The organism is Serratia sp. TSA_130.1 (assembly GCF_052691795.1).
The window spans coordinates 1,236,594-1,263,508 of sequence record NZ_JBQZFS010000002.1; the positions used below are offsets into that span (position 1 = coordinate 1,236,594).

Consider the following 26,915-nt stretch of genomic DNA (forward strand, 5'->3'; position numbering starts at 1 on the left):
GCTGCAGACTAGCGCCAGATAAAAGGCTCGGGCAGCGTCACGCCCAGGATTTCCTCCCGGGCGACGCGCCAGAAAGCGCGAATCGCCGCCTTCACCTGGCGCGCCTCTTTGCCCAAAGCCTTAAAGATCAGCCCGCACTCATTGGGCAACCGGCTGACGCCGCTGGCGCTCCCCTCAGCCTCGTCATAGCGGGGCGCGATGCGATCGAGGATCCGCTGATGATGCTCGGGCGGCGTCAGCAGGATCACATTGCCGAACACATCGAACGGCCCCATCACGCCGACCCCGTTCAGCGGGTGTTTATGCGGTTCCAGCACATAGCGCTCGACAAACAGCGTGTTGCCCTCGGGGCGACAGGCGCTGATGCGCGAAGAGTAAACGTCGAATCTGAAACCGCGATCCGCCTGATGGTGTTTGCGTCCCGACATCAGGATCTCGCCATAGAGCAGCGTCGCCGTGGGGTGCAGCGTAATGCGGGTATCGGTAATGAAGCGCGAGCCGCAGTGAGGGATCACCGGATCGGGCATCATCTCCAGATAGCTGCCCTCTTCGAGCGTCAGCGTCTGCATCTGCGCCGCGTAGTTATTTTCCATGGCGTGGATCTTGGTCGCCGATTGAGTGGTGACATGCCCGCAGGCCCGGGGGGCGACCTGCACCTCGAGCGTCAGGCGATCGCCCTGCAAGATGCAGCCCGAGGTGGAGATGACGAATACGCACGGCATCTGCGGCAGCGCCTCGTCCCAATACAGCGCCCGCTGCACCAGAAACGGCACGCGCCGCTCCATTTGCCGCAGCACGCTGCGATGCCCGTTCAGCGCGAACCCCAGCCGCAGATAGCCGGTTTTGCCCACGCCGCCGCTGGCCATCTGCGGCGGTTCGTCCTGGTAGGCGGCCAACTCCGGCGCGTCGGCGCCGAGTTGCGCCACGCGCCTCGCCGCTTCGCTGACGGCCGTCATACCGCCGCCGACGGCGCGTGGGTGAACAGGAAATCACGCATGATCATATCCACCAGTTCGTCGATGCCTTCGCCGGTTTTGCAGTTGGTGAGGATATAAGGCCGCTCGCCGCGCACCACGCGCGTATCGTGCTCCATCACCGCCAGGCTGGCGCCGACGTACGGCGCCAAATCGATTTTGTTGATCACCAGGATGTCGGCCTGCACCAGGCCCGGGCCGTTTTTGCGCGGGATCTTTTCACCTTCGGCGACGTCGATAACGTAGATGTAAAAGTCCGCCAGCGCCGGGCTGAAGGTCAACGTCAGGTTATCGCCGCCGCTCTCGATCATCACCACGTCGCTGTCCGGGAAACGGGCCTCCATCTCCTCCACCGCGGCGATATTCATGCTCGGATCCTCGCGCACCGCGGTATGCGGGCAGGCGCCGGTTTCCACGCCCAGAATTTTCTCCTCGTCGAGGATCCCCTTGAGCGTGCGCTTGACCTGTTTGGCGTCTTCGGTAGTGACGATGTCGTTGGTGATGATTAACGGGCTGATGCCCCGTTCGATCAGACGCGGCGTAATGACTTCGATAATCGCGGTCTTGCCCGAGCCTACCGGGCCGCCGATGCCAATGCGGGTAATTTTCTTCACTCTGCTCGTTCCTTTGTCATTAGTTGCTGAACAGTCGAGTAAATGCGCCGACGTGCAGCGCGGCCAGGACGTCGGTCACCGGCGCGTAAGAGGCCATTTGTTCAACGCCGCCGCGTTCGGCTTCGTCACAAAAAACGTCGATGTCCCGGTTGAGTTGAAACAGGATGCGTTGGGTGTCGATATGGGTGACGCGCATCAGGCGCATGGCGGCGCTGAGAATGGTCATCGCCACGCCGTACTGATGCATCACCGCCACCTCGCGCGGCCCCGCGCCCAGCGCCGTCATCACTACCGCCTGCGTCACCGGATAGGTGCCGGCGGCGCGGCCGGTTTTGATCTGCTCAAGCCACCAGACCACCTGGGGCTCATCACAGATGGCCGCCGTCATTTCCGCCAGCTTCTTTCCCATCCTCACCACCATGCTGCGGCCTTCTTCATTCAGCTTGCGGTTGAACAGCGCCCAGTCGTGCCCGATAACCGCCTCGCGATCGCCCCCCTGCAGCGCCCGGCAGGCCGCCGCGACCGCCCGGCCGTCGCCGCCCGCCGCCTGTTGCAAAGCGGTGCGGGTGAACGACTGCAGCGTGTCAACATCGCGCACGATGCCGGCCTGGATCGCCGACTCGACGCCATTGGAAAAGGCAAACGCCCCCACCGGCAGCACCGAGTCGGCAAACTGCAGGATGCGAATCAGCTGAACAGCGTTCATTTCAATTTGATCACATGCTGACCGAGGAATGGGCTGTCAACATGCACATGGGTGGCGGAATCCTCCGCGCCGCCGAACAGCAGGCGCGCTTCGGGCTGGGTCAGATGCGGCAAAATGCTTTCACCCTTCACGAACGAATAAGGCAGCGCATGAAAGCCGTGGGTTTTCATCACCGAATCCATCACCTTGGTCGCCACCGTCAGCGGAATAAAGATGCGATCGCCCTTGATGACTGACTTCCAGTGCTGATTGCCCAGGGCATGCCCCAGTTCGAACGCGGTCTTCAGCACCGTCGCCATATCGGTCGCCAACAGCGACTGCAGGTGGATCACCATCACGTCGCGCAGGTCCATCTGCACCACCACCGCGCTGCGGTTCGCTTCGTCCCAAAGCAGCACATCGCCGTCGGCCAGCACCTGGTGACGATCGAGGGAAATGCCGAGATCCTGACCATCGCGGGTGGTTTTGCGGCAGCGGCTTTTCTGCGCCTCCCACTGCGAAAGCGCCAGCACGTCCAACGAGGCGTGTTGCAAGCGCTCACGCCAGTCGGCATCCCGTTTGATATTGCCGAGTATCTTTTCAATCACGATCATGAGCGGCGGTTCCTAGCTGAAGAAGTAGCGTTGATTAAGCACGGCGGTGGCGATCGGTTTCACCGTGGCGTGTTCGCCGTTGACCTTGACGGCGAAGGTTTCGGGGTCCACCTCGATGTGCGGCGTTTCCGCATTGCGCACCATGTCCTGCTTGGAGATCGCGCGGCAGTTATGCACCGCCATCACCTGCCGCTCCAGCCCCAGTTTCTCTTTGATGCCGTCGTGCAACGCCGCGCCGGAGACGAAGGTGACGCAGGTTTCCTGCAGCGATTTGCCCATGGCGCCGAACATCGGTCGGTAGAACGTGGGCTGCGGCGTCGGCAACGACGCGTTGGGATCGCCCATCACCGCCCAGTTAATCATCCCACCCTTGATCACCAGCTTCGGCTTGGCACCGAAGAAGCGCGGCTCCCACAGCACCAGATCGGCCATCTTGCCGACCTCGACCGAACCCAGCACGTGGCTGATGCCCTGCGCGATCGCCGGGTTGATGGTGATCTTCGCCACGTAGCGCAGCACGCGGAAGTTATCGTGTTCCGCCGCATCTTCCGGCAGCTTGCCGCGCGCGGCTTTCATCGCGTGTGCCGTCTGCATCACCCGCAGCCAGTTTTCGCCAACCCGCCCCATCGCCTGGGAGTCGCTGGAAAACATCGACAGCACGCCCATGTCGTGCAGCACGTTTTCCGCGGCGATGGTTTCCGGCCGCACCCGGCTTTCAGAAAACGCCACGTCGGCCGGCACATTGGGGTTGAGGTTGTGGCACACCATGATCATGTCGAACAGTTCGGCCTGACTGTTGATGCCGAACGGCAGCGTGGGGTTGGTGGAGCTCGGCAAGACGTTCATCTGCGCGGCGACCTTGATGATATCCGGCGAGTGCCCGCCGCCGGCGCCTTCGGTGTGGAAGGTGTGGATAGTGCGCCCTTCGAAGGCGTCGATGGTGTCCTCGACGTAGCCGCCCTCGTTCAGGCTGTCGGTATGCACCGCCACCTGAATATCCATGTCGTCGGCCACCCGCAGCGCGTGGCGCAGCGCGGAGTTGGTGGCGCCCCAGTCCTCATGCACCTTCAGCCCGGCCACGCCGGCGGCGATCTGTTCGACCAGCGGCGCAGCGTGCGAAGCGTGCCCCTTGCCGAGCATCCCCACGTTGACCGGCATGCTCTCAAAGGCGCGCAGCATGCGGTGGATATGCCAGGGCCCGGCGGTCACCGTGGTGCCGTTGGAACCGTCGGTCGGCCCGACGCCGCCGCCGAAGAAGGTCGTCACGCCGTTGGAGAGCGCATGTGCGGCCTGCTGCGGCGAAATGAAATGAATGTGCGTATCGATGCCGGCGGCGGTCAGGATCAGGTGTTCGCCCGAGATGGCGTCGGTGCTGACGCCCACCACCATGCCGGGCGTGACGCCGTTCATCATCGCCGGGTTGCCGCTTTTGCCAATGCCGGCGATCAGGCCGTTTTTAATGCCGACGTCCGCCTTGATCACCCCTTGCCGGGCGTCCAGAATGGTCACATTGGTAATGACCAGATCCAACACATTGTCGCTGGTTAATCGGTTATCGGCGCCCATGCCGTCGCGCAGCGACTTACCGCCGCCGTAGACCGATTCCTCACCGTAACCGCGCAGATCTTTTTCTATTTCAATAAACAGTTGCGTATCGCCCAAGCGAATTTTATCGCCGGTGGTCGGGCCGAACAGCCCGGCATATTCCTGCCTGGAGATCGTTGGCATGCTTTATTCCTCGTCCGTCTTGATGGGCGCCTGATCGCGGTTTTTATAACCCAGCTCAATAGCTCGCTTTACATCTATAGTTTTCTTTACTCTTTCACCGGCGGCTACCGGGCTGTCGCCCGCCCAACCGTCCACCAGATTATTAAAACCATAAACCGTTTGCTTGCCGCCGATGGCAATAAGCGCCACCTCGATTTCATCGCCGGGTTCAAAACGGATCGCCGTGGTGGCGGTGATATTTAACCGTTTGCCAAAGGCGGCAGCGCGATCGAACTGCAGCGCTTTGTTGGCTTCGAAGAAATGAAAGTGTGAGCCGACCTGAATAGGCCTGTCGCCGGTATTGCGCACCGTTAAAATAACCGTCTCGCGATCTTCATTGAAGGTGATGGGACTTTCGGACAGGATATAGCCGCCTGGCGGCACGTGCTTTTCTTTGTCATGCTTTTTCATCGGAATACCTGTGCTGATAAGATTCGTCCATGGGATTCAGGAAGGCCATCGGCGCTTATTGAATAGGATCGTGCACCGTCACCAGGCGGCTGCCGTCGCTGAATATCGCCTCGACCTGCACATGCGGGATCAAGTCCGCCACGCCGTCCATGACGTCATCGCGGCTCAAAACCTGCCGCGTGTCGTTCATGACTTCTTCCAGCGTTTTTCCCTCGCGGGCGCCCTCCAGCGCCGCGGTGGTAATAATGGCCACCGCCTCGGGATAATTAAGCTTTATCCCTCTGGATTTTCGTTTTAATGCGACGTCAGCCAGGGTATAGACCATCAGCTTTTCGATTTCTCTTGGCGTTAATTGCATGGAGCACTCCGATCTCGATAGAAATAATCAGACAAAGTGAGGCCAAAGGTTACTTATAGTTAATAACCTTGCGTTATTTATTTACGATTGCCCGACACTCGAATAATCTAGGGGGTAATATTGAGATAATCAACCCGCTGCTTTATTCAAACCCAAGCATGAGTTATCCCATGTCTTAAAAAAGTAACGGCGACGTGATAGTTTTTATCGATAAAAAGTCTTTTTTCATCTTCCCACCCCCACAATAAAACGATCAAAAAAAGAACGAATGGCGTTTTTTTATTTTAATCACCGTCATGAAAGCCAGATAAATAAGCACTGTCCTTATGGATGGCGTTAATATTAAAGACATGTAACCAACGGTCATAAAATATAATTAAATTTACAAATAAGACGCGAGTGAAAATACCTTTTTAGTTAAAAACAATTTATCTATTCTGTTACTGATGCCAATAAGTTATTAAAAAAAAACCCGGCCGCAGCCGGGTTTGCCTCATTACTGTCGGGCTCTTCAGCCTTGCTGACGAATGCGCGCCAACAGCGCGTCGATATGCTCGATCTGCGGCGCATTGACGATCAGCGTGCGCCCCAAACCCAGCGCATGACGCTGACAGTCGAGGCGCATGTCGGCGTCGGCGATGCTGTCCAGATCGGCGACGTGCGCCAGGCCGATAGTGCGCCGAATCAGCTCTGTGCCGCAGTACCCTACCGCATCAGTCCAGACCTGCTGCAGGAACTGCTCGGCGTAACCCGGCGTCGCCAGCGCCGCATCACGGCTTTGCTGATGGCACAGCGCCAGGAAACGATCGGCAAAGATCAGCCACAGCTCGCGCACATCCTGCAGACGCTGCTCGCGCCCGGCGGCGGCGTCGCGCGGCCCGAACAGCCCAGGCTGGCCGCAATAGTTGAGCAGCAGATTGCCTAACGCCGTGCCGACATCGAAACCGATCGGGCCGTAGAAACCGAATTCAGCGTCGATCGCTTTCAGTCGCCCTTCCGCCACGAAAATTGAACCGCTGTGGATATCCCCGTGCAACAACGCCTCCGCCTTGCTGAGAAAGCGGTGTTTCAGGCCGGCGACCGCCAGCTTCAGCGGCGCATCCTCACGCAGCGCCTGCACCTGCGGCAACAGCGCCGCCTCGAACTGATTGCGCTCATGGTCGATATAGGGATCGGTAAAGAACAGATCTTCGGTGATCTGGCACAGCTCGGGGTTGGTGAAGCGGCTGACTTCCGCTTTTTTCTGCTGCGCCGACTGATAAAAATCGGAGGTGTGGAACAGCGTCTGCGCCAGGTATTCCGCGAGCTGACCGGCCGCCAGCGGATGATAGTTCCCCTGCACCAGTTCGCTGCGCCAGATGCGATGATCGGAGAGATCTTCTTGCACCATCACCGCCAACTCGGGATCGTGGTGCAGGATTTTTACCGTATGTCGCGGGCAGAAACCGCCGTGGATCAACAGCGTTTCCGCTTCGATGCGCGCCCGATCCAGCGTCAGCGGCCAGGATTCGCCCACGCAGCGCACGTACGGCAACGCCTGTTTGACGATCACCCGGCTCACGCCTTCGCGATCGCGGATCTTGAACACCAGGTTCAGGTTGCCGTCGCCGATCTCGTCGGCGCTCACCAGCGCCTGCGGATCGGCCACCTGCCCGTATTGGCGGGCATATTCAACGGCATCGGCAGCCGTAAACGTACGATAAAGCGACATTCCCCAACCCCTCTGTTCTCTCTCGCTGCCCCCAGCGATTCTGTTTATTTAGACGTAAAAGCATTTGGACGTCTATACATCTGGAAGTCATGTTGGCAGAATAGCGTTTCAGATGCAATAACCTCGCAACAAGGAATTAACCGCCGATGCAAGCGCTTAACACCACCAGTTTGACCCTGCGGGACAACCGCCTTTGGATCCTCGATCAGCAAGCCCTGCCGCAGGAAAAGCGGTGGCGCGCCTGCGACAGCGTGGAGGAGTTGGTCGGGCACATTCACAGCCTGCGGGTGCGCGGCGCGCCGCTGATCGGGCTGTCCGCCAGCCTGCTGTTGGCGCTGCTGGCGGAACGCGGTGTGCCGCGCGCCGAGCTGGAACAGGCGCTGCACACGCTGCGCGCCGCCCGCCCGACGGCGGTTAACCTGATGAACAATCTGGATCGCATGAAGCTGGCGCTGGCGGAGCCGGACTGGGCGCCGGCGATGGTGAACGAAGCGCTGCGGCTGGTGGAGGAAGATCGCCGGCTGTGCGATCGCATCGCCGATCACGGCGCTGGGCTGGTCAAGCCCGGCAGCCGCCTGCTGACCCACTGCAATACCGGCGGGTTGGCCACCGCCGGCGTCGGCACCGCCATCGGCGTGCTGCTGCGCGCCCACCAGCAGGGCAAAGTGCAACAGGTATGGGTTGATGAAACCCGGCCGCTGCTGCAGGGCGGCCGTCTGACCGCCTGGGAACTGGGCGAGCTGGGCATTCCCTATCATCTGATCTGCGATTCGATGGCCGCCAGCCTGATGGCGCAGGGCCAGGTCGATGCGGTGTGGGTCGGCGCGGATCGCATCGCCGCCAACGGCGACGTCGCCAACAAGATTGGCACCTACAGCCTGGCGGTGCTGGCGCACTACCATGGCATTCCATTCTACGTGGCTGCCCCGCATACCACCCACGATCCGTACTGTCCGGACGGCGCCGCCATCCCGATCGAGCAACGCGCGGCGGCCGAAGTCACCGGCGTTTCAGGCAGTTTCGGCGCCTGCCAGTGGGCGCCGGCCGATGCGCCGGTCTGCAATCCGGCGTTCGACGTCACGCCGGCCAAGCTTATCAGCGGGTGGGTGTTCGACAGCGGCGTGATCACGCCGCAGCAGGTTGAAGCGGGGATTTTCCAGCGGGCGCTGGGTTAACGCCCGCCGGTTGACGATCAGTCCAGGCGCGGATAGGCATCGGCGATCGTGTCGCCGGTGAAATGCGCCACCCAGCCTTCCGGGTTGTCAAATACCCGGATCGCGGTAAAGTGCGGCGCCGAGCCCATATCGAACCAGTGACGGGTGTTGGCCGGCACTGAGATCAGATCGTTCTTTTCGCACAGGATCTGGAAGATCTTGCCGTCCAGATGCAGGCAAAACAACCCCGCCCCTTCAACGAAAAAGCGCACTTCATCCTCGCCGTGCGTGTGTTCGGACAGGAATTTTTCGCGCAGCGCCTGACGCTGCTCGTGGTCCGGCCGCATGCTGATCACGTCCCAACTCTGGTAGCCCTTTTCCGCCACCAGCCGGTCGATCTCATGCTGGTAGGCGGCGATCACCGCCTCCGGCTGCGGGTTGTCGCCCAACTCGCGATCCGCCTGCCAACGCTCAAAGCGCACGCCGATCTGCGCCAGCTGGCGCTGGATTTCCTGCGCGTCGCGGCTCTGCCACAGCGGCTGCTGCGGTGCTGTATCACTGAAAATGGTCAATCCACTCATGAGACAAACTCCCCTAAATCGATGTGATCAAAACGGCTGACCTGCGGATGCCGGCTCTGTGCGTCCGCCTCATCGCGGATCAGCTGGCAGGTATGCCAGCCGGCGGCCTGCGCGGCGTCCAGCTCCTGGTGAATATCGGACAGGAACAGCAGTTCGTCGGGCGCGATGCCGATAGCCTGCGCGATGTTACGGTACGACGCGGTTTCACGCTTGGCGCCGACGCGGGTGTCGAAATAGCCGCTGAACAGCGGCTGCAGATCGCCGGCGTCGCTGTGGCCGAACAGCAGCTTCTGCGCCTCCACCGAACCGGAGGAATAAACGTAAAGCTTCAGCCCCTGGCGCTGCCAGGCGGCCAACTGCCCGGCGACCTCCGGATAAAGATGTCCGCGGAAGTCGCCCTCGCGATAGCCGCTGCGCCAGATGATGCCCTGCAGCGCCTTGAGCGCGGTGGATTTGCGATCTTCATCCATAAAGCGATACAGCGCGGCGATCAGCGCGTCGAGATCCGCCTGCGGCTGGTCAATTTCAGCGCGCAGCGCCGCCAACGGCGCGGCGACTTCGCTCTCCGTGGCGTGACGGCGTACAAAATCCGCCAGCCGCTCGCGGGCATAGGGAAACAGCACCTGATGCACGAAGCGAATATCGCTGGTGGTGCCTTCAATATCGGTCACGATAGCGCGGATCATTTCGCCTCCAGCAAGCGACGTTGCAGTTCACACTGGAACAGGAATTCCAGCCCTTCGAGATGGCGGCGGGCTTCCGCCACCTGGCTTCCCCAGCAATAGAGACCGTGGCCGCGCACCAGAAAACCGTACTGCAGCGGCGTGACCTCGGCATAGGCCGCGACGCGCGACGCCAGCCGGGGAATGTCCTGATCGTTATCGAAAATAGGGATCGCCACGCAGTCCAGGTGGCTGCGCTGACCGGCGAGCGACTTTTGCATTTCGTACCCCTGCAGCACCAACGCATCGCCGCGTTCCACCCGCGACAACACGGTGGCGTTGACGGAATGGGTATGCAACACCGCGCCAAGGTGCGGGTACAAGCGATAGAGCAGCGTATGCAGCCCGGTTTCCGCCGACGGCGTACGGCCGCTCGGCACGTGATTGTCAGCGATATCCACCCGCAGAAAATCGGCGGCGCTCAGACTCCCTTTGTCTTTGCCGGACTCGGTGACCAGGCACTGGCGTTCGTCGAGGCGCAGCGACATGTTGCCGCCGGTCGCCGGACACCAGCCTTTGTCGCCAATCCAGTGGCAGGCCGCCAGTAATGCGGTAAGTTGCGGATTCTCCGTCATTGTTATCGTTTCCCGTTCGGTATAGCGGTCAGCAGGTGAGGCTTAGCCGGCTGCGCGACAGGCTAAGCACTTTTTCGCATTTAGCCATCTAAGCGTCTTGATTGCCAAATACTAGCATCGTGTTATATTGACGGCAATATAAGCGCCTGGAGTATTCACCTGCTATGAGCACTTCCGCATTGATTCCCGACAGTAAACTGCCTGCCCTGGGCACCACCATCTTCACCCAGATGAGCGCGCTGGCGCAGCAGCATCAGGCGATCAACCTGTCGCAGGGCTTCCCTGATTTTGACGGGCCGGACTACCTGAAAGCACGCCTGGCCTGGCACGTCGCCCAGGGCGCCAACCAATATGCGCCAATGACCGGCGTGGCGGCGCTGCGCGAAGCCATCGCCGACAAAACCGCCGAGCTGTATGGCTGGCAGCCGGATGCCGGCAGCGAAGTGACCGTCACCGCCGGTGCCACCGAAGCGCTGTTCGCCGCCATCACCGCGCTGGTGCGCCCCGGCGATGAGGTAGTCTGTTTCGATCCGAGCTACGACAGCTACGCGCCGGCGGTGACGCTGGCCGGCGGCGTACTCAAACGCCTCGCCCTGCAGCCGCCCGCATTTGCCGTGGATTGGCAACGGTTCGCCGCCGCGCTGTCGCCGCGCACCCGTCTGGTGATCGTCAATACGCCGCACAACCCGTCCGCCACCGCCTGGCAGGCGGAAGACATGCAGCAGCTGTGGCACGCCATCGCCGAGCGCGAGATCTACGTGCTCAGCGACGAAGTCTACGAACACATCTGCTTCGCCAAAGGCGGGCACGCCAGCGTGTTGGCCCACCCACAATTGCGCCAACGGGCGATCGCGGTGTCCTCCTTCGGTAAAACCTTCCACATGACCGGCTGGAAAGTGGGTTACTGCGTGGCGCCCGCCGCGCTGAGCGCCGAGGTGCGCAAGGTGCATCAATACCTGACCTTCTCGGTCAACACCCCGGCGCAGCTGGCGCTAGCGGATAGCCTGCGCGCCGAGCCGGAGCACTGGCGACAGTTGCCGGCATTCTACCGCGCCAAGCGCGACCGCTTCGTGCAAGCGCTGGCGAGCAGCCGACTGGAAATTTTACCCTGCGCCGGTACATACTTCTTGCTGGCGGACTACAGCGCCATCTCCGATCTGGACGATGTGGCGTTCTGCCATTGGTTAACCGAGCACGTGGGCGTGGCGGCCATTCCGCTGTCGGTCTTCTGTGCCGATCCTTTCCCCCATAAATTGATCCGGCTGTGCTTCGCTAAACAGGACGCCACGCTGGATGCAGCTGCGGAGCGGTTATGTCGACTTTAAAAATTACCCTGTTGCAGCAACCTCTGGTCTGGCGCGACGGCCTCGCTAACCTGGCCGCCTTCGACGCGTTGCTGGCGCCGATCGTCGGGCGCGATCTCATCGTCTTGCCGGAAATGTTCACCACCGGTTTTGCCATGGATGCCGGCGAGAGCGCCCTGCCCGAACAGCAGGTGATCGACTGGCTGCACGGTTGGGCGGTGAAAAGCCACGCGTTGATCGGCGGCAGCGTGGCGCTGAAAACCGCCGAAGGCGCGGTCAATCGCTTTCTGCTGGTGGAGCCGGGCGGCCAGGTGCATGCCTATGATAAACGCCATCTGTTCCGCATGGCCGGCGAACACCTGCACTATCAGGCCGGCAACCGGCGCGAAATCGTCGAGTGGCGCGGCTGGCGCATCCTGCCGCAGATCTGCTACGACCTGCGTTTCCCGGTCTGGGCGCGCTATCAGCAGGATTACGATCTGGCGCTGTACGTCGCCAACTGGCCGGCGCCGCGCAGCCGCCATTGGCAAACGCTGCTGGCGGCGCGGGCGATTGAAAATCAGGTGTATGTGGCGGGCTGCAACCGGGTGGGCGACGATCCGAACGGCCTGAACTACAGCGGAGACAGCCTGATCATCAGCCCGCAGGGCGAGATCCTGGCGGATGCCGAGCCCGGCGCAGCCGCGCGGCTGGACGCCGAGCTGTCGCTGGAAACCCTGCAGAGTTACCGCAGCGCCTTCCCGGCCTGGCGCGATGCCGACAGCTTTCTGCGTCTTGACTGATTAAACGCGATCCCAGCCGGCGATCGCCAGGCAATAGGCCTGGATCGCCAGCGCTACGTCCGCCTGCCGCACCGCTTCAGCCGGATGATGGCTGACGCCGCCGGCGCAACGCACGAACAGCATGCCGACCGGCCATTGCGCCGCCACGGCGATGGCGTCATGACCGGCGCCGCTCGGCAGCGCCAGACTCTGCCCCTGTACCTGCTCGACGGCCGCCTGCCAGCGGCGCTGCAGATCGCTATCGCAGGCGGTGGCGTCAATGCGGTAGAATTCCTCGCTGGCGAAGCGCGCTCCGCGGCGTGCGCAGATCGTCTGCGCCTGCGCCAGCAACGTCGCCAACAGCGCCGCCAGCGGCGCATCCTGCGGGCCGCGCACGTCGAGCGTCAATCGCACTTCGCCCGGGATCACGTTGGCCGCGCCCGGCAGGCTCTCGATGCAGCCGACGGTGGCCACCAGATGCGGATCGGCGGCGCGGGTCAACGTTTCAACCGCCGTTATCCATTCCGCCGCGGCCGCCAGCGCGTCTTTGCGCTGCCCCATCGGCACCGTACCTGCATGGCCCGCCTCCCCGCTAAAGACGCAGTTAAGCCGACGCGCGCCGTTGATCGCCGTCACCACCCCCAGCGCCAGGTCGGCCGCCTCCAGACATGGGCCCTGTTCGATATGCAATTCCAGATAAGCGCGGATTTCCTGCGGCGCGCGGCGCGCCTGCGCGATCGCCGTCGGCTCCAGCCCAAAGTCGCGCATGGCCTGCGCGATGCTCACCCCGTCCGCGTCAGTCTGCGCCAGCCATTCCTGCGGCCATTGGCCGGTCAAGCCGCGGCTGCCCAGCAACGTCACGCCGAAGCGAGCGCCCTCTTCGTCGGCAAAGCCGATCACCTCCAGCGCCAGCGGCAAACGACGCCCCTGGCGGTGGTATTGCGCCACCGTTTCCAGCGCCGTGAGCACGCCGAGCATGCCGTCATAACGCCCGGCGTTGCGCACCGTGTCCAGATGCGAACCGAGCAGCAGCGCGGGGGCGCCGGGCGTTAGCCCTTCATAACGGCCACAGATATTGCCGACGCTGTCTTGCCACACCCGCATGCCGCTCTCGCGCATCCATTCGCCCACCAGAACGTTGGCGCGCCGATGTTCCACAGACAGATAAAGACGCGTCAGTTTACCGGGCTCCGCGCTGATCGCCGCCAGCTCGTCACAGCGCGCCATCACCCGCGCGGCGGCCTGCTGCGCCTCCTGCGGCGTCATTCTGGCCGTCCTGCATCGTACAGGTTCCAGGCCGCCTGGAGGGCCTCCCCCTGTTGCGTGGCGAAGCCCAACCGGTTCAACACCGCCTCCAGCGCCGCCAGCGTTTGCAGCACGCAATCTTTGCGCGCGTTGTAGCCCATGGTGCCGATGCGCCAGATCTTGCCCTGCAGCGGGCCGAAAGAGGTGCCGATTTCGATGGCGAAATCGTTCAGCATCATCTGCCGCACCTGCTCGCCGTGCACCTGCGGCGGGATCATCACGCCGAGCACGTTATTCATACGGTGATCGAGATCGCCGAACACCGCCAGCCCCATGCCTTGGATGCCCGCCAGCATCGCCGCGCCGTGCAGCCGGTGGCGGGCAATGGCCTGATCCAGCCCTTCCTCGAGGATCACCCGCGCGCATTCTCGTGCCGCGAACAACATGCTGGTGGCTTCGGTATGGTGATTCAGGCGTTCCGGCCCCCAATAATCCATGATCATGCCGAGGTCGAAATAGTTGGAGTAGATCATCTCGTCGTCGCCGTCGGCATGTTCGGCGGTGCGGATCCCCTCCTCCACGCATTTGCGACGGCGCACGATCTCTTCAAACTGCGGGCTGAGGGTGACCGGCGAACTGCCGGAAGGGCCGCCCAGGCACTTCTGCAGCCCGGCGGAGACCGCATCCAGCCCCCAGGCGTCGGTCTCCAGCGGGTTGCCGCCAAAGGACGCCGTCGCATCGGTATAGAACAGCACGCCGTGGCGGCGGCAGATATCGCCCAGCTCATGCAGCGGCTGCAACATGGTGGTGGACGTGTCGCCCTGCACCGTCAGCAGCAGGCGCGGGCGCACCCGCTTAATCGCGTCTTCGATGCGATCGGCGCTGAACACCTCGCCCCACGGCGCGTCGATCGTGTGTACCTCGGCGCGACAACGGCGGGCAATTTCGCACAGCAGATGTCCGAAGCGGCCGAATACCGGCACCAGCACCTTATCGCCCGGACGAATGGCGGAAACCAGCAGCGCCTCGATGCCGGCGCGCGAGGTGCCGTCCACCAGCATCGTCCAGCGGTTTTCGGTGCGGAACAGCGCGCGATACAGCGCCATGACCTGATTCATGTAACCGGTCATTGCCGGATCGTACTGGCCGATCAGTTGGCTCGACATGGCGCGCAGCACGCGCGGATCGGCGTTGATCGGCCCCGGCCCCATCAGCAGGCGCGCCGGCGGGTTAATCTGTTCGAACTGCGGAGTAGTTAGCATGTTATTTCCTTACCAGCTTAATAACTTGTCATTTTATTTGCCGAAATCAGGCTTCTGACAACCCGCGCACAGAAGCGATAAACTGTTTCAATTCCTGCGTTTGCGGATTGGCGAACAGCGTGCGGCTATTTCCCTGCTCCCACACCTTGCCCTGGTGCATAAATACCACCCGGTCGCCCACCTCGCGGGCGAAGCTCATTTCATGAGTGACCAGAATCAGCGTCATGCCCTCTCGCGCCAACTGTTCCAGCACCTTCAGGACTTCACCCACCAGCTCGGGATCCAGCGCCGAGGTGATCTCATCGCACAGCAACACCTTCGGTTTCATCGCCAGCGCCCGGGCGATCGCCACCCGCTGCTGTTGCCCGCCGGAAAGGTTGGCCGGCGCGTAATGCATGCGCTCACCCAATCCCACCTTGTTCAGCATCTGTTCGGCCAACTCGCGGCACTCGGCAGCGCTTTTTTTCAGCACCCGGCGCGGCGCCAGCATCACGTTTTCCAGCGCCGTCATATGCGGGAACAGGTTAAAGTTCTGAAACACCATGCCAATCGAGCGGCTGATTTCACGCGCCTGCGAATCGCGATCGGTGATGGTCATGCCGCCCAGTTTGATGCTCCCTTCCTGATACCCTTCCAGCCCGTTGATGCAGCGCAATAGCGTGCTTTTACCAGACCCGCTGCGGCCGATGATCGACACCACCTGCCCCATGTCGATATCCAGATCCACGCCCTTCAACACATGATTCTGACCGTAATATTTTTGAACCTGATTAATGGTGATGATCGGCATGGCATTTCTTCTCCAGATAATGGCTGTAACGCGACAAGGGATAGCACATCAGGAAATAGCCCAACGCGACCAGACCAAATACCTTGAAGGGCTGATAAGTCACATTGTTCAGCATGGTGCCGGCCTTGGTCAGCTCGACGAAGCCAATGATCGACGCCAAGGCGGTGCCCTTGATCACCTGAACCGAGAAACCGACGGTCGGCGCAATGGCGATACGCACCGCCTGCGGCGTGATGACGCGCATCAGCGTCTGCGTGAAACTCAGCCCGAGACAACGGGCTGCCTCCCACTGACCTTTCGGCAAGGCGGCGATGCTGCCGGACCAGATATCCACCAGAAAAGCGCTGGTGAATAGCGTCAGCGCCAGCGCGGCCGCGGTCCATGGGCTGACGTCGACGCCGAACAGCGCCAGACCGAAAAACGCCAAAAACAGCTGCATCAGCAGCGGCGTGCCCTGAAACAGTTCAGCGTAAACGCGGACAAAACGCATTGCCCAGCGGCGCTTGCTCAGGCGCATCAACACCAGCGGCAGCGCCACCAGCGTGCCGCCGAAAAATGCCGTCAACGACAGCAGCAGCGTCCAGCGAGCCGCCAACAGCAGATTGCGCACGATGTCCCAATCGGTAAACGTCAGCATCAGTTCCGGCTCCCTAAAAAACGCCGCCCGGCGGCCAGCAACAGTTGACGCATCAACAGCGACAACAACAGATAAAGCAGCGCCGTCACCAGATAGACTTCAAAGCTGAGGAAGGTGCGCGACTGGATCAGGTTGGCGGCGAAGGTCAGCTCTTCGAACGAGACCTGCGACACCACCGAGGATCCCAGCATCACGATGATGCACTGGCTCACCAACGCCGGATAAATACGCTGCAGCGACGGCGGCAGTACGATGCGTAAAAAGGTCTGGCTGCGGCTGAGCCCCAACACGCGTCCCGCTTCCCACTGCCCCTTCGGCGTGACCTGAATGCCGGCGCGAATAATTTCGGTGCTGTAGGCGCCAAGGTTGATCACCATCGCCAGCAGCGCCGCCTGCCCGGCCGTCAGTTTCCAGCCCAGGCTCGGCAGGCCGAACACGATGAAGAACAACTGCACGACGAACGGCGTGTTGCGCACCACTTCGACGTAAACGCCCCAGAGGCGGCTCAGCGCGCCGGCCCGGCCGCTGCGGATCGCCGCGCCGCAAATGCCCAACGCAACCCCCATCAACGTCGCCAGCGCCGTCAGCGCCATCGTCGTCAGTAACCCCGCCAACAGCTCAGGCATGTAGGGCCAGAGCGCGGAGAAATTCAGCTGATAGGTCATCCGCCGCTCCCGTTATGCGCCAAAACCATCGGGCAGCGGCGCCTTCAACCATTTCTCCGACAGGCCATTCAGCGTCTTGTCCGCCAGCGCCTGTCCAATCAGCGCATCCACCGCCGCTTTCAAGGCCGGTTCTCCCTGGCGCAACCCCACAAAGCACGGCGAATCTTTCAACATGAACTTGGCGGCCGGCGCCTTGCCCGGATTCTGGCGCGCCAGGGCGCTCACCACCATGTTACCGGTGGCGATGTACTGCACCTGCCCGGAGAGATAGGCCGACAGCGTCGTGTTGTTATCCTCATAACGCTTGATCTGCGCCCCTTTAGGCGCGCCGTCGCTCAGAACCATATCCTCCACCGCACCGCGCGTGACGCCGACGGTCTTGCCATCGAGCTGCGCCATGTCCGCCAACGCGCCGTCTGTAGGACCAAAGACCCCCAGGAAGAACGGCGCATAGGCGCGGCTGAAAGCGATGGTCTTTTCACGCTCCGGATTTTTGCCCAGGCTGGAGATCACCAGATCCACTTTATTGGTCTGCAGATAAGGCACCCGGTTGGCGCTGGTGACCGGCACCAACTGCAACTTAAGTTTCATCTTATCGGCCAGATAACGCGCCATATCGATGTCATAACCCTGGGGCTGCAGATCGGTGCCCACCGAGCCGAATGGCGGGAAATCCTGCGGCACCGCCACGCGCAGGACGCCGCGCTGCCGGATCTCTTGCAATTGATCCGCCATGGTCGGCGCGGCCTGCGCCAGCAAGGCGATCCCAGTGAAAACCGTCCACAGCGTTTTTTTGATGTTCATAGCGTATCCCCGATGGTGAAAAGATGAAACAAAAGATTCTTACACCACAAACGCTGCAACTAATGTGCCAATCGAAAATACGTCGAACCCATGCCTTAACTGGCGCTGATTAACGAGAAAAAACCTGCCGACCTCAGCGGGCCGGCGACGGAGAAAGGGAAAGCAGGCAGGCCAGAGCTGCACTAAAAGTGTGCATCAGCACCAAAAAAGCGCCGGTTAGCGCGGTTCCAGTTCGTCCAAATCCTGATACAGACCGGCAATATGATGAATACGCGATCGCCCCTGCTCCAACATCTCATGCAGCAGGGCGTTGCTGAGCAGGTTACATAAGCTCATGGCGGCTGAATAGCTGTCGAAGGCGGAGACGCTGTCCAGCGAAGCGGCCAAATGCCAGTCCGCCAGCGGGATCAGCGACTGCGCCTGCGGTTCGCAGATCAACAGCGTCGGCACCCGGCGAGTTTGCAGTTGCGTCAGTATCGCCTTGAGCTGACGCGGCCGGCGCCGAAACGCCACCACCACCGCCATATCCTGCGGCGCGAGATCCACCAGCTCCTCCGCCAGCGTCTGGCCGGGCTGCGGCATCAGCAGCACCCGCTCCCGCACCTGCATCAGCTGCTGACGCAGATGCATGGCTATCGGATAGCTGTTGCGAAATCCCAGCAGCGCGACCCGCCGCGCCCGCGCCAACGCGGCGATCACCGCGCCGAATTGCTCCACATCGAGATGGCTCACCCAGTGCGAGAGGTTAGCCATTTCCTGCTTGTAATGCCGCGCCAGCAGCGTATTGCCCTGCACCGCATGCCTCTCGTCGGTCACCGGCATGCCGCTCTGGCGCAGGGTGCGCAGCTCAGCGCGCATGTCCTTGTAGCTGCGATACCCCAACCGCTTGAACAGCCTGCTGACCGTGGCTTTAGAAACCCCGCTCAAGCGCGCCAGCTCGGCGCTGTTGTAACTGATCAGGTCATCGAAATGATCGAGGATAAAGTCAGCGACGCGCTGTTCCTGCGGCGCCAATTGCGGATATTCGTTGCGCAGGCGTTCATCGAAGGGCTGCATCATCACTCTCGCTGTAACTTTTGTTTCACCGGAACATAGCACGCCCCGGCCCCTCTCTGACAAGCAATTAATCGTCCTGATTAAAAGTGGAACGCCTCTTGCTTCTGTTACCCGAACGCTCACCTCAGACAAGGGCAGAAACATGATTAACAGCAATACCGCGCCACAGGGCATGGCGGTCACGCCACACCATCTCGCCAGCGAAAGCGCGCTGGCGGTGCTGCGCGAAGGCGGCAACGCCATTGAGGCGATGGTGGCCGCCGCCGCGACCATCGCCGTGGTCTATCCGCACATGAACGGCATCGGCGGTGACGGTTTCTGGCTGATCGTGCCGCCGCAGGGCGAGCCGCTGACCATCGACGCCAGCGGCGCCGCCAGCTCGCTGGCGACGCCGGCGCTGTACGCCGGAGAAAGCCGCATCCCGCAGCGCGGCCCAAAAGCGGCGTTGACCGTGGCCGGCACCGTCGGCGGCTGGCAGGAGGCGTTGGCCTATTCGGCCGAACTGGGCGAAACGCCGCTGCCGCTGTCGCGGTTGCTCGCCGACGCCATACGCTACGCCGCCGACGGCATTCCGGTCACCGCCTCCCAAGAGGCGGCGACGCGCAGCAAACGCCACGAGCTGGAGGAGTTCGCCCCCTTCGCCCGCATTTACCTGCCGCAGGGAAAGATCCCACTTGCCGGCCAACGATTCTGCCAACCGCAGCTGGCCGATACGCTGATCGCACTGAGTGAGGACGGGCTCGACAGTTTTTATCGCGGCCCGCTGGCTGAAAGCATGGCGGCGGACATGGCGATGTTGGGCATGCCGCTTACCGCTCAGGATCTGGCGAGTTATCGGCCATGCCGCCGTCCTCCGCTGCGCCTGGAACACCAAAAAGGTGAAATATTCAATCTGGCTCCCCCGACCCAAGGGCTGGTGTCGCTTGCCATCCTCGGGCTGACCGACCGTCTGCCGCTGGTCGGACAGAGCGAAGGCGCCGTGGTGCACGCCGTGGTCGAGGCCACCAAGCTGGCGTTCGATCTGCGCGACCGTTTCATCACCGATCCGCGCCACATGACGCAGGATCCGCAGGCGCTGCTGGCGGCCGACCATTTGGATAGGCTGGCCGGGCGCATCGACGGCCAAAAAGCGGCCGACTGGGGCCAGGGCAAAGGACCCGGCGATACGGTCTGGATGGGGGTGATGGACAGCAGCGGGCTGGCGGTCTCCTTCATTCAGAGCATCTACCACGAATTCGGCAGCGGCGTGGTTCTGCCCCACAGCGGCGTCCTGTGGCAAAACCGCGGCGCCTCTTTCAGCCTGGACGCCGATCATCTGCTGGCGCTGGCGCCGGGCAAGCAGCCGTTCCATACGCTGAACCCGGCCGCCGCCCGGCTGTATGACGGACGCACGCTGATCTACGGCTCGATGGGCGGTGACGGCCAGCCGCAGACTCAAGCGGCGTTGTTCGTGCGGCATGTGGTGCAAGGGCTGCCGCTGCAGCAGGCGATCAGCGCGCCGCGCTGGCTGCTGGGGCGAACCTGGGGCGAAAGTTCGGACTCGTTGAAGCTTGAGGGGCGCTTTAACGCGGCAACCCTCGACTATCTGCGACAGCGCGGCCATGCCGTTGAACTGCTGCCGGCGTTCAGCGAAACGGTCGGCCATGCCGGCGCCATCGTACGCCACACCAACGGCATGTTCGAAGGCGCTTTCGATCCGCGAAGCAACGGCAGCGCCGCCGGCTTCTGACTCTCTTATTTATCGGGATCGCTTATGAACAATCAACACGCCGCCGATTGGGCGGCCTATATCCACCAGATGGAAAACGTGCTGGCCGTGGAACTGGACGATGTCCGCCGCCGAGAACTGTTGAAACAGATCGAACGCATCGCCGCGCTGGCCGAACCGCTGATGGCCTTACCGCTGGATCCGCGCCAGGAAATCGCGGGGGTATATCGCCCATGAACCCCTTAAGCGCCCTGTCACTCGCCGAGATCCGTACGGCCCTTGAACGCGGCGCGCTCTCGGCGCGCGAGATCGTCCGGCATACGCTCGATCACATCGACCGTCAGAATCCCGCGCTGAACGCCTTTACGCACATCACCCGGGAACGCATGCAAAAAGAAGCCGATCGCCTCGACCGTTCGCGCGCGCTTGGGCAAACGCTGCCCGCTTTGGCCGGCATTCCCTATGCGGTAAAAAATCTGTTCGACGTCGCCGGAGAAACCACGCTGGCCGGTGCCCGCCTGTTCAGCGATCGGCCACCGGCCGACCGCGACGCCTGGGGCGTCTCCCGGCTGGCGGATCAAGGCGCGTTGCTTTGCGGCATGTTGAACATGGACGCCTACGCCTACGGTTTCACCACCGAGAACAGCCATTACGGCGCCACCCGAAACCCGCATGACCTCGGGCGCATCGCCGGCGGCTCTTCGGGCGGCTCGGCCGCAGCGGTGGCGGCCGGCCTGGTGACCTTTTCGCTCGGCAGCGACACCAATGGCTCAATACGCGTGCCCGCCTCGCTGTGCGGCATTTATGGTCTGAAACCGACCTTCGGCCGTCTTTCGCGCAGCGGCAGCCAGCCGTTTGTCGACAGCCTGGATCACATCGGCCCATTCGCCCGCCGGGTGCACGATCTCGCGACGGTGTATGACGCGATGCAGAGCATCGACGCCGAGGATCCGTTCCAGAGCGATCGGCCGATTTCCCGCACCGAAGCGTTGCTGGCACAGGGCAGCCAGAACCTGCGCTGCGCCGTGTTAGGCGGCTATTTCCTGCAATGGTGCAATGATGACGCCAAAGCCGCAGTCAACCAGGTGGCGCAAGCGCTGGCAGCCAGCGCCGAAGTCGAGCTGCCGCAGGCCGAGCTGGCCCGTTCGGCGGCCTTTATCCTCAGCGCCTCAGAGGGCGGCCATCGCTATCTGCCGCAGTTGCGCAGCCAACCCGAACGCTTCGAGCCACTGTCGCGAGAACGACTGCTGGCCGGCGCCATGCTCCCCGCCACCTGGTATTTGCAGGCACAACGCTTTCGTCACGCGTTTCGCCGGCAAGCCGCGCCGCTGTTCAAGCACTGGGACATTTTGATCGCCCCGGCGACGCCGTGCAGCGCCACGCCGATCGGCCAGGAAACGATGCGCATCAACGGCGTCGATCTGCCGATCCGCGCCAGTATGGGCATGCTGACGCAGCCGATTTCCTTCCTTGGCCTGCCGGTCGTGACGGTTCCTTTGAAAAGCGCATCCGGTCTGCCGATCGGCCTGCAACTGATCGCCCCGCCGTGGCGCGAAGATTTGGCGCTGCGCGCCGCCTATGCGCTGGAATGCGCCGGCATCGCCACTTGCGTCTGCAAACAGGAGTAATCAATGAACAGTGAACATATCGATCGGCCGGCGGTGCTGGCGGAGGTCAACGCCGCCTTTTACCGCTATGAGCAGGCGTTAATCAGCAATGACATCGATGTGCTGGACGAGTTGTTCTGGCACGACGCGCGCACGGTGCGCTATGGCGCCACCGAAAGCCTCTACGGTATCGACGAAATCCGCGATTTTCGTCAACGGCGCCCGGCCAACGGACTGGAGCGGCTGTTGGAAAACACCCAAATCACGACTTTTGGTGAAGATATGGCGGTGGCCAGCACGGAATTTCATCGGCCGGGCAGCAACCGCAGGGGGCGGCAAATGCAAACCTGGGTCAAGCTGCCCTGTGGCTGGCGCATCGTAGCGGCGCACGTCAGCCTGCTCGACGCGCCTTAGGCCTCCAGGCGGTAGAGCCCATGATGGAGGCGCACGGCGGCGGCCGACTCAGCACCAATAGGCCATGAAGTTGACGGTGGAGCGATCCAGATCGCGTTCGCCAATCAGGTAACGCCGCAGCGTTTTCACCGCGGAAGATTCGGCCGCCACCCAGGCATAGAAAGCGTTGCTTCCGGCCGCCCGCTCCCACAACACCTCATCGCTCAGGCTGCTTTCCGCCAGGGACTGCGCTTGCGCACAGGCCGATGCGGGGATATCCACCCGCTGGCGCACCGCTTCCACCAGCAGCGTGCCGTGCACCAGCTGGCGGCCGACGTCACGCGGCAGCCAATAAACGTCGGCGAACGGGAAATGCGCCAAATCCAGGCAATCCGCCGCCACCGGCACCTCGAAAAACGCCTGCACCCGCGGCGGATTGGCCTGCTGCGCCAGCTGTTCCAGAATCGCCATCGCCGCCGGCACCGCCGTCTCATCGGCGATCAGCAACGCCTGTTGCAACTGCGCCGGCGGCGCCCATTCGTAACCGCCGCTGTCGCCGTCGAAGTCACCGTTGGGGGCGACCGTTTGAATCGTGTCTCCGGGTTCGGCATGGGTCGCCCAGGCTGAAGCCGGGCCGTTCACGCCATGCAGCACGAACTCGACGTCCATCTGATTCTGCTCGCGGCGCAGCGCACGCAGCGTATAGGTGCGCATTACCGGACGCTGTTCTTTGGGGAGCGCCATGTAATCGCCGTACCAGTCCGGGCCGTTGGCCAACGGCGTGATCTTGCCGTCCGCCGCCGGGAACAGCAGTTTGATGCGCTGGTCAGGCGCTTCCAGCTTCATGCGATGAACATCCGCACCTTCAAACACGCAGCGCAGCAGCGAGGGCGAAATCAGCGTTTTGCTTTTCAGGGTGATATCAAAAATTCTGTAGCTGGCGGACATGTTCTCGACTCTCCGGCAACGGCTGTCGCTTTTACGTATGACCGATCGGCTGCCGTGTTGGCGGCGTGGCCGCGCGATCGCGCAGCGGATAAATGTCAATAAAACTAATTAATTACGTTAATGCATAGCAAAAAATCATATCATGATTTTATTGATAACAAGAAACGTTATTGATAAAAGAAGCATTCTCAAAAAACAACGTAACGACAATATCACCTGGGAAATAACGATGAAACGCAAACCTCTTTGGGTATTAAACCCATGTCTGCTGGCGTTGCTTGCGCCGGCGGCCTGGGCAGAAGATCAGAAAAACGGCAGCGAAGAGCAGGTGGTCGTCTCCGCCAGCCGTTCGCACCGCAGCGCGGCGGAAATGGCGCAGACGACATGGGTGATCGAAAGTCAGGAGATCGAACAGCAGGTCCAGGGCGGCAAAGAGATCAAGGACATGTTGGCTCAGCTGATCCCCGGCATGGACGTCAGCGGCCAGGGCCGCACCAACTATGGCATGAATATGCGCGGCCGTTCGATGATGGTGATGATCGACGGCGTACGCCTGAACTCGTCGCGCAGCGACAGCCGCCAGTTGGATTCGATCGACCCGTTCAATATCGACCATATTGAGGTGATTTCCGGCGCGACCGCACTGTACGGCGGCGGCAGCACCGGCGGCCTGATCAATATCGTGACCAAGAAAGGACAGAAAGAGCAGCAGGTCGAATTGCAGGTCGGCGGCAAAACCGGCTTCGGCGGCCATAACGATCACGACGAGAACGTGGCGGCGGCGGTCAGCGGCGGCAACGACAACGCCTCGGGGCGGCTGTCCGTTTCTTACCAGCGTTACGGCGGCTGGTACGACGGCAAAGGCAACGAGGTGCTGATCGACAATACTCAAACCGGCCTGCAGTATTCCAATCGCCTCGATGTGATGGGCACCGGCACCCTCAACATCGACGATCATCAACAGCTGCAGCTGACCACCCAATACTACAAAAGCCAGTCCGACGGCGATCACGGCCTGTTTCTGGGGGAAAACTTCGCGGCGGTGACCGGCAATGCCAAGGCGTACAACAGCGGTAACTTAAACTCCGATCGCATCCCCGGCACCGAGCGCCACCTGATCAACCTGCAATATTCCAACACCGATTTCCTCGGCCAGGATCTGGTGGCGCAGGTCTACTACCGCGACGAAACGTTGACCTTCTATCCGTTCCCAACGCTGGCGGGTAAAGCGCCGAACTATTACGTCAGCAGCATTGGCGCTTCGCAGCAAAAAACCGATTTTTACGGCGGCAAACTGACGTTAAACAGCAAACCTGTCGACGCGCTGACGCTGACTTACGGCATCGACGCCGAGCATGAAAGCTTCAACGCCAACCAGCAGTTCTTCAACCTGGCGAAGGCCCAACAGTCCGGCGGCATGACGCTGGAGAACGCTTACGGCACCGGCCGCTACCCGAGCTATACCACCAGCAACCTGGCGTCGTTCCTGCAGGCCAGTTACGACATCAATCCCATCTTCACCCTGAGCGGCGGCGTGCGTTACCAGTACACCGAAAACAAGATCGACGACTTCGTCGGCTATAACCAGCAGCAGGCGATCGCCACCGGCGTCGCCGCCTCCGCCGACGCCATCCCGGGAGGGAAAACCGACTACAACAATGCGCTGTTCAACGCCGGTCTGTTGGCGCACTTGACCGAGCGTCAGCAAACCTGGTTCAACTTCTCTCAGGGCTTCGAGATCCCGGATCCGGGCAAATATTACGGCAACGGCACCTACGCGTTGAACGGCGGCCATTACCAGTTGCTGAAGAGCGTCAACGTCGGCGATTCCAAGCTGGAAGGCATCAAGGTCAACGCCTACGAGCTGGGCTGGCGCTATACCGGCGATAACCTGCGCACGCAAATCGCCGCCTACTACTCGTTGTCCGACAAGAGCATCGCCATCAACAAAACCGACATGACCATTAACGTCAATGCGGACAAGCGGCGCATCTATGGGCTGGAAGGTGCGGTGGACTACTTCTTCGAAGACAGCGACTGGAGCGCCGGCACCAACTTCAACTTCATCCGTTCTGAAACCAAGGTCAACGGCGAATGGAAGAAGCTGGTGGTCGATACCGCCAGCCCATCGAAAGTCACCGCTTACGTCGGCTGGGCGCCGGGCGACTGGAATCTGCGCTTGCAGTCGCAGCAAACCTTCGACGTGTCGGACGACGGCGATTATACCAAGGCCAACTCCACCCAAGGCCGCAAAATAGATGGCTACAACACCCTCGATTTCCTCGGCAGCTATGCCCTGCCGGTGGGGAAAATCAGCTTCAGCGTGGAAAACCTGTTGGATAAGGAGTACACCACCGTTTGGGGCCAACGCGCGCCGATCCTGTACAGCCCGACCTACGGCTCACCTGAGCTGTACAGCTATAAAGGCCGCGGACGCACCTTCGGTTTGAATTACTCGGTGTTGTTCTGAGGATAAGGGGCCGGTCTGCCGGCCCCGTTCCCTGGGCCGCACCGTTTTGCCGAGAGCGGAAACGACGAAGCCCTGAGTTATCGCTAACTCAGGGCTTCTGAATAGTGGCGGAACGGACGGGGCTCGAACCCGCGACCCCCTGCGTGACAGGCAGGTATTCTAACCAACTGAACTACCGCTCCGCGCCATTCCCTCTTGCGGGGGAACGAGGCGCATATTACGGACGCCTCTCGGTTCCGTCAACGCCTTTTTCTTCGCAAATGAACCGTTTGCACAGTTTTTCAACGAAGGGTTGCCCAGTGCGTTTTTTTCGTGCAAAAACGCCGTTATTCCGCCGGCGCCCCGCGCCACAGGCAGCTGCCGCCCTTCTTCGCCACCAGATCCAGACGCGCCTCGTGCGCCTTTATTTCTTCGTCGCTGGCGTAGACCACTTTCATCGCCGTAGCCGGGCGGACGATACGCTGTATTTCTTGCGCGGCATCGTTTTGCTGGGTGTCGCCTTCCATTTGGAACGCTATCGACGTCTGACCGCCGGTCATCGCCAGATAGACTTCCGCCAGGATCTCGGCATCGAGCAATGCGCCGTGCAGCGTACGCTTGCTGTTGTCTATCTCATAGCGGCTGCACAAGGCATCGAGGTTGTTGCGCTTGCCCGGGAACAGGCGGCGCGCCATCATCAGGCTGTCGGTGATGGTGCAGAAGGTCTCGGTCTTCGGGATCCCCTGCTGCAACATGCGGAATTCGTGATCCATAAAGCCGATATCGAACGCCGCGTTATGGATCACCAGCTCGCCGCCGCGGATAAAGTCGAGGAATTCGTCGGCAACCTGATCGAAGGTCGGTTTGTCGGCCAGGAAGTCGTCGCTGATGCCGTGTACGCCGTACGCTTCCGGATCCACCAGCCGATCCGGCTTGATGTATACGTGGAAGTTGCGCCCGGTCAGGCGGCGGTTAATCACTTCCACCGCACCGATTTCGATGATGCGGTGCCCTTCGTAGTGCACCCCAAGCTTGTTCATACCGGTGGTTTCGGTATCGAGGACAATCTGTCTGGTGGTTGTAGAGATCATATTGCAGTGCTCACAGCGCTCGTTTATGT

The 26,915-nt window shown here is 61.6% G+C and carries 28 protein-coding genes and 1 tRNA gene; 8 read left to right on the forward strand and 21 right to left on the reverse strand.

From position 1 onward, the window contains the following. Positions 1–8: 8 nt before the first annotated feature. The 8 genes from ACUTQY_RS12865 to mtnK form a co-directional block, all read right to left on the reverse strand. The gene (locus tag ACUTQY_RS12865) at positions 9–956 is read right to left on the reverse strand and encodes an urease accessory protein UreD (protein ID WP_046688282.1); all 948 of its coding nucleotides are present in this window, start codon (positions 954–956) and stop codon (positions 9–11) included. Continuing rightward, positions 953–1,588: an urease accessory protein UreG gene (ureG, locus tag ACUTQY_RS12870; RefSeq protein ID WP_033641969.1), complete on the reverse strand. Its 636-nt coding sequence runs from the start codon at positions 1,586–1,588 to the stop codon at positions 953–955. The genes ACUTQY_RS12865 and ureG overlap by 4 nt, the downstream gene beginning before the upstream one ends. Before the next feature lie 19 nt (positions 1,589–1,607). Beyond that, positions 1,608–2,294: an urease accessory protein UreF gene (locus tag ACUTQY_RS12875; RefSeq protein WP_033641968.1), complete on the reverse strand. Its 687-nt coding sequence runs from the start codon at positions 2,292–2,294 to the stop codon at positions 1,608–1,610. Next, on the reverse strand, positions 2,291–2,887 hold the full coding sequence (gene ureE, locus ACUTQY_RS12880) for an urease accessory protein UreE (RefSeq protein WP_046688281.1): 597 nt from the start codon (positions 2,885–2,887) through the stop codon (positions 2,291–2,293). Before ureE ends, ACUTQY_RS12875 begins: the two co-directional genes overlap by 4 nt. A gap of 12 nt (positions 2,888–2,899) precedes the next feature. After that, positions 2,900–4,615 carry an urease subunit alpha gene (locus ACUTQY_RS12885; RefSeq protein WP_033641966.1) on the reverse strand — a complete coding sequence of 572 codons (1,716 nt, stop codon included), beginning with the start codon at positions 4,613–4,615 and terminating at the stop codon, positions 2,900–2,902. Between the two features lie 3 nt (positions 4,616–4,618). Then, on the reverse strand, positions 4,619–5,065 hold the full coding sequence (locus ACUTQY_RS12890; RefSeq protein ID WP_033641965.1) for an urease subunit beta: 447 nt from the start codon (positions 5,063–5,065) through the stop codon (positions 4,619–4,621). A 55-nt stretch (positions 5,066–5,120) separates the two neighbouring features. Next, entirely contained in the window at positions 5,121–5,423 is a 303-nt protein-coding gene (locus ACUTQY_RS12895; protein ID WP_025160087.1) for an urease subunit gamma, read from the reverse strand. Between the two features lie 511 nt (positions 5,424–5,934). Then, the gene (mtnK, locus tag ACUTQY_RS12900) at positions 5,935–7,134 is read right to left on the reverse strand and encodes an S-methyl-5-thioribose kinase (protein ID WP_042783731.1); all 1,200 of its coding nucleotides are present in this window, start codon (positions 7,132–7,134) and stop codon (positions 5,935–5,937) included. A 146-nt stretch (positions 7,135–7,280) separates the two neighbouring features. On the opposite strand from mtnK, the gene mtnA reads away from it, so the two are divergent. Next, positions 7,281–8,309, forward strand: a complete 1,029-nt coding sequence (gene mtnA / locus ACUTQY_RS12905; protein ID WP_046688279.1) for an S-methyl-5-thioribose-1-phosphate isomerase — start codon at positions 7,281–7,283, stop codon at positions 8,307–8,309. Between the two features lie 17 nt (positions 8,310–8,326). On the opposite strand, the gene ACUTQY_RS12910 is transcribed toward mtnA, so the two are convergent. Genes ACUTQY_RS12910 through ACUTQY_RS12920 form a run of 3 tightly spaced genes read right to left on the reverse strand, consistent with a single transcriptional unit; the run spans position 8,327 to position 10,166 of the window. After that, complete coding sequence (locus tag ACUTQY_RS12910) at positions 8,327–8,869, reverse strand: 1,2-dihydroxy-3-keto-5-methylthiopentene dioxygenase (protein ID WP_033641961.1); 543 nt, start codon at positions 8,867–8,869, stop codon at positions 8,327–8,329. Then, positions 8,866–9,555, reverse strand: coding sequence for an acireductone synthase (mtnC, locus tag ACUTQY_RS12915; protein ID WP_046688277.1), 690 nt, complete (start codon positions 9,553–9,555; stop codon positions 8,866–8,868). Before mtnC ends, ACUTQY_RS12910 begins: the two co-directional genes overlap by 4 nt. Continuing rightward, a complete protein-coding gene (locus ACUTQY_RS12920; RefSeq protein WP_046688276.1) occupies positions 9,552–10,166 on the reverse strand; it encodes a methylthioribulose 1-phosphate dehydratase in 615 nt (204 codons plus the stop codon). Before ACUTQY_RS12920 ends, mtnC begins: the two co-directional genes overlap by 4 nt. 164 nt (positions 10,167–10,330) lie before the next feature. On the opposite strand from ACUTQY_RS12920, the gene ACUTQY_RS12925 reads away from it, so the two are divergent. Together ACUTQY_RS12925 and ACUTQY_RS12930 are read left to right on the forward strand one after the other, a co-directional pair. Continuing rightward, positions 10,331–11,491, forward strand: coding sequence for a pyridoxal phosphate-dependent aminotransferase (locus ACUTQY_RS12925; protein ID WP_033641958.1), 1,161 nt, complete (start codon positions 10,331–10,333; stop codon positions 11,489–11,491). Beyond that, positions 11,479–12,252, forward strand: coding sequence for an amidohydrolase (locus ACUTQY_RS12930; protein ID WP_033641957.1), 774 nt, complete (start codon positions 11,479–11,481; stop codon positions 12,250–12,252). The genes ACUTQY_RS12925 and ACUTQY_RS12930 overlap by 13 nt, the downstream gene beginning before the upstream one ends. Here ACUTQY_RS12930 and hpxK read toward each other — a convergent pair whose 3' ends face one another. The 7 genes from hpxK to ACUTQY_RS12965 form a co-directional block, all read right to left on the reverse strand. Continuing rightward, positions 12,253–13,497: an allantoate amidohydrolase gene (hpxK, locus tag ACUTQY_RS12935; protein WP_046688275.1), complete on the reverse strand. Its 1,245-nt coding sequence runs from the start codon at positions 13,495–13,497 to the stop codon at positions 12,253–12,255. Next, positions 13,494–14,738, reverse strand: a complete 1,245-nt coding sequence (locus tag ACUTQY_RS12940) for a pyridoxal-phosphate-dependent aminotransferase family protein (RefSeq protein ID WP_033651003.1) — start codon at positions 14,736–14,738, stop codon at positions 13,494–13,496. Before ACUTQY_RS12940 ends, hpxK begins: the two co-directional genes overlap by 4 nt. 46 nt (positions 14,739–14,784) lie before the next feature. Then, on the reverse strand, positions 14,785–15,528 hold the full coding sequence (locus tag ACUTQY_RS12945) for an amino acid ABC transporter ATP-binding protein (protein ID WP_033641954.1): 744 nt from the start codon (positions 15,526–15,528) through the stop codon (positions 14,785–14,787). Beyond that, positions 15,509–16,165, reverse strand: coding sequence for an amino acid ABC transporter permease (locus ACUTQY_RS12950; RefSeq protein ID WP_033641953.1), 657 nt, complete (start codon positions 16,163–16,165; stop codon positions 15,509–15,511). Before ACUTQY_RS12950 ends, ACUTQY_RS12945 begins: the two co-directional genes overlap by 20 nt. Beyond that, a complete protein-coding gene (locus tag ACUTQY_RS12955; RefSeq protein WP_033634112.1) occupies positions 16,165–16,830 on the reverse strand; it encodes an amino acid ABC transporter permease in 666 nt (221 codons plus the stop codon). The genes ACUTQY_RS12950 and ACUTQY_RS12955 overlap by 1 nt, the downstream gene beginning before the upstream one ends. A 12-nt stretch (positions 16,831–16,842) precedes the next feature. Further along, positions 16,843–17,634, reverse strand: coding sequence for a transporter substrate-binding domain-containing protein (locus tag ACUTQY_RS12960; protein WP_046688274.1), 792 nt, complete (start codon positions 17,632–17,634; stop codon positions 16,843–16,845). Between the two features lie 216 nt (positions 17,635–17,850). Further along, the gene (locus ACUTQY_RS12965; protein ID WP_033644199.1) at positions 17,851–18,690 is read right to left on the reverse strand and encodes a MurR/RpiR family transcriptional regulator; all 840 of its coding nucleotides are present in this window, start codon (positions 18,688–18,690) and stop codon (positions 17,851–17,853) included. Between the two features lie 142 nt (positions 18,691–18,832). Here ACUTQY_RS12965 and ACUTQY_RS12970 point away from each other — a divergent pair, with 142 nt between their 5' ends. Genes ACUTQY_RS12970 through hpxZ form a run of 4 tightly spaced genes read left to right on the forward strand, consistent with a single transcriptional unit; the run spans position 18,833 to position 22,419 of the window. After that, complete coding sequence (locus ACUTQY_RS12970) at positions 18,833–20,419, forward strand: gamma-glutamyltransferase family protein (RefSeq protein ID WP_342188289.1); 1,587 nt, start codon at positions 18,833–18,835, stop codon at positions 20,417–20,419. Positions 20,420–20,443: 24 nt separating this feature from the next. Then, positions 20,444–20,635: an oxalurate catabolism protein HpxX gene (hpxX, locus tag ACUTQY_RS12975; RefSeq protein ID WP_033641950.1), complete on the forward strand. Its 192-nt coding sequence runs from the start codon at positions 20,444–20,446 to the stop codon at positions 20,633–20,635. Beyond that, entirely contained in the window at positions 20,632–22,026 is a 1,395-nt protein-coding gene (locus tag ACUTQY_RS12980) for an AtzE family amidohydrolase (RefSeq protein ID WP_096241909.1), read from the forward strand. Before hpxX ends, ACUTQY_RS12980 begins: the two co-directional genes overlap by 4 nt. A 3-nt stretch (positions 22,027–22,029) precedes the next feature. Continuing rightward, positions 22,030–22,419: an oxalurate catabolism protein HpxZ gene (gene hpxZ, locus ACUTQY_RS12985; protein WP_033641948.1), complete on the forward strand. Its 390-nt coding sequence runs from the start codon at positions 22,030–22,032 to the stop codon at positions 22,417–22,419. 48 nt (positions 22,420–22,467) lie between these two features. Here hpxZ and ACUTQY_RS12990 read toward each other — a convergent pair whose 3' ends face one another. Further along, on the reverse strand, positions 22,468–23,346 hold the full coding sequence (locus ACUTQY_RS12990) for a siderophore-interacting protein (RefSeq protein WP_046688271.1): 879 nt from the start codon (positions 23,344–23,346) through the stop codon (positions 22,468–22,470). A gap of 229 nt (positions 23,347–23,575) precedes the next feature. On the opposite strand from ACUTQY_RS12990, the gene ACUTQY_RS12995 reads away from it, so the two are divergent. Continuing rightward, complete coding sequence (locus ACUTQY_RS12995) at positions 23,576–25,816, forward strand: TonB-dependent siderophore receptor (protein ID WP_046688270.1); 2,241 nt, start codon at positions 23,576–23,578, stop codon at positions 25,814–25,816. 105 nt (positions 25,817–25,921) lie between these two features. Here the strand turns inward: ACUTQY_RS12995 and ACUTQY_RS13000 are convergent. Together ACUTQY_RS13000 and dnaQ are read right to left on the reverse strand one after the other, a co-directional pair. Continuing rightward, positions 25,922–25,998, reverse strand: a tRNA-Asp gene (locus tag ACUTQY_RS13000). Between the two features lie 144 nt (positions 25,999–26,142). Beyond that, entirely contained in the window at positions 26,143–26,886 is a 744-nt protein-coding gene (gene dnaQ / locus ACUTQY_RS13005; protein ID WP_033641945.1) for a DNA polymerase III subunit epsilon, read from the reverse strand. Between the last annotated feature and the right edge of the window lie 29 nt (positions 26,887–26,915).

Bases quoted from the DNA above. Each gene is read 5' to 3' on its own strand.
- ACUTQY_RS12865 (WP_046688282.1), bottom strand. From the start codon at position 956: ATGACGGCCGTCAGCGAAGCGGCGAGGCGCGTGGCGCAACTCGGCGCC.
- ACUTQY_RS12875 (WP_033641968.1), bottom strand. From the start codon at position 2,294: ATGAACGCTGTTCAGCTGATTCGCATCCTGCAGTTTGCCGACTCGGTG.
- ureE (WP_046688281.1), bottom strand. From the start codon at position 2,887: ATGATCGTGATTGAAAAGATACTCGGCAATATCAAACGGGATGCCGAC.
- ACUTQY_RS12885 (WP_033641966.1), bottom strand. From the start codon at position 4,615: ATGCCAACGATCTCCAGGCAGGAATATGCCGGGCTGTTCGGCCCGACC.
- ACUTQY_RS12890 (WP_033641965.1), bottom strand. From the start codon at position 5,065: ATGAAAAAGCATGACAAAGAAAAGCACGTGCCGCCAGGCGGCTATATC.
- ACUTQY_RS12895 (WP_025160087.1), bottom strand. From the start codon at position 5,423: ATGCAATTAACGCCAAGAGAAATCGAAAAGCTGATGGTCTATACCCTG.
- mtnK (WP_042783731.1), bottom strand. From the start codon at position 7,134: ATGTCGCTTTATCGTACGTTTACGGCTGCCGATGCCGTTGAATATGCC.
- mtnA (WP_046688279.1), top strand. From the start codon at position 7,281: ATGCAAGCGCTTAACACCACCAGTTTGACCCTGCGGGACAACCGCCTT.
- ACUTQY_RS12910 (WP_033641961.1), bottom strand. From the start codon at position 8,869: ATGAGTGGATTGACCATTTTCAGTGATACAGCACCGCAGCAGCCGCTG.
- mtnC (WP_046688277.1), bottom strand. From the start codon at position 9,555: ATGATCCGCGCTATCGTGACCGATATTGAAGGCACCACCAGCGATATT.
- ACUTQY_RS12920 (WP_046688276.1), bottom strand. From the start codon at position 10,166: ATGACGGAGAATCCGCAACTTACCGCATTACTGGCGGCCTGCCACTGG.
- ACUTQY_RS12925 (WP_033641958.1), top strand. From the start codon at position 10,331: ATGAGCACTTCCGCATTGATTCCCGACAGTAAACTGCCTGCCCTGGGC.
- ACUTQY_RS12930 (WP_033641957.1), top strand. From the start codon at position 11,479: ATGTCGACTTTAAAAATTACCCTGTTGCAGCAACCTCTGGTCTGGCGC.
- hpxK (WP_046688275.1), bottom strand. From the start codon at position 13,497: ATGACGCCGCAGGAGGCGCAGCAGGCCGCCGCGCGGGTGATGGCGCGC.
- ACUTQY_RS12940 (WP_033651003.1), bottom strand. From the start codon at position 14,738: ATGCTAACTACTCCGCAGTTCGAACAGATTAACCCGCCGGCGCGCCTG.
- ACUTQY_RS12945 (WP_033641954.1), bottom strand. From the start codon at position 15,528: ATGCCGATCATCACCATTAATCAGGTTCAAAAATATTACGGTCAGAAT.
- ACUTQY_RS12950 (WP_033641953.1), bottom strand. From the start codon at position 16,165: ATGCTGACGTTTACCGATTGGGACATCGTGCGCAATCTGCTGTTGGCG.
- ACUTQY_RS12955 (WP_033634112.1), bottom strand. From the start codon at position 16,830: ATGACCTATCAGCTGAATTTCTCCGCGCTCTGGCCCTACATGCCTGAG.
- ACUTQY_RS12960 (WP_046688274.1), bottom strand. From the start codon at position 17,634: ATGAACATCAAAAAAACGCTGTGGACGGTTTTCACTGGGATCGCCTTG.
- ACUTQY_RS12965 (WP_033644199.1), bottom strand. From the start codon at position 18,690: ATGCAGCCCTTCGATGAACGCCTGCGCAACGAATATCCGCAATTGGCG.
- ACUTQY_RS12970 (WP_342188289.1), top strand. From the start codon at position 18,833: ATGATTAACAGCAATACCGCGCCACAGGGCATGGCGGTCACGCCACAC.
- hpxX (WP_033641950.1), top strand. From the start codon at position 20,444: ATGAACAATCAACACGCCGCCGATTGGGCGGCCTATATCCACCAGATG.
- ACUTQY_RS12980 (WP_096241909.1), top strand. From the start codon at position 20,632: ATGAACCCCTTAAGCGCCCTGTCACTCGCCGAGATCCGTACGGCCCTT.
- hpxZ (WP_033641948.1), top strand. From the start codon at position 22,030: ATGAACAGTGAACATATCGATCGGCCGGCGGTGCTGGCGGAGGTCAAC.
- ACUTQY_RS12990 (WP_046688271.1), bottom strand. From the start codon at position 23,346: ATGTCCGCCAGCTACAGAATTTTTGATATCACCCTGAAAAGCAAAACG.
- ACUTQY_RS12995 (WP_046688270.1), top strand. From the start codon at position 23,576: ATGAAACGCAAACCTCTTTGGGTATTAAACCCATGTCTGCTGGCGTTG.
- dnaQ (WP_033641945.1), bottom strand. From the start codon at position 26,886: ATGATCTCTACAACCACCAGACAGATTGTCCTCGATACCGAAACCACC.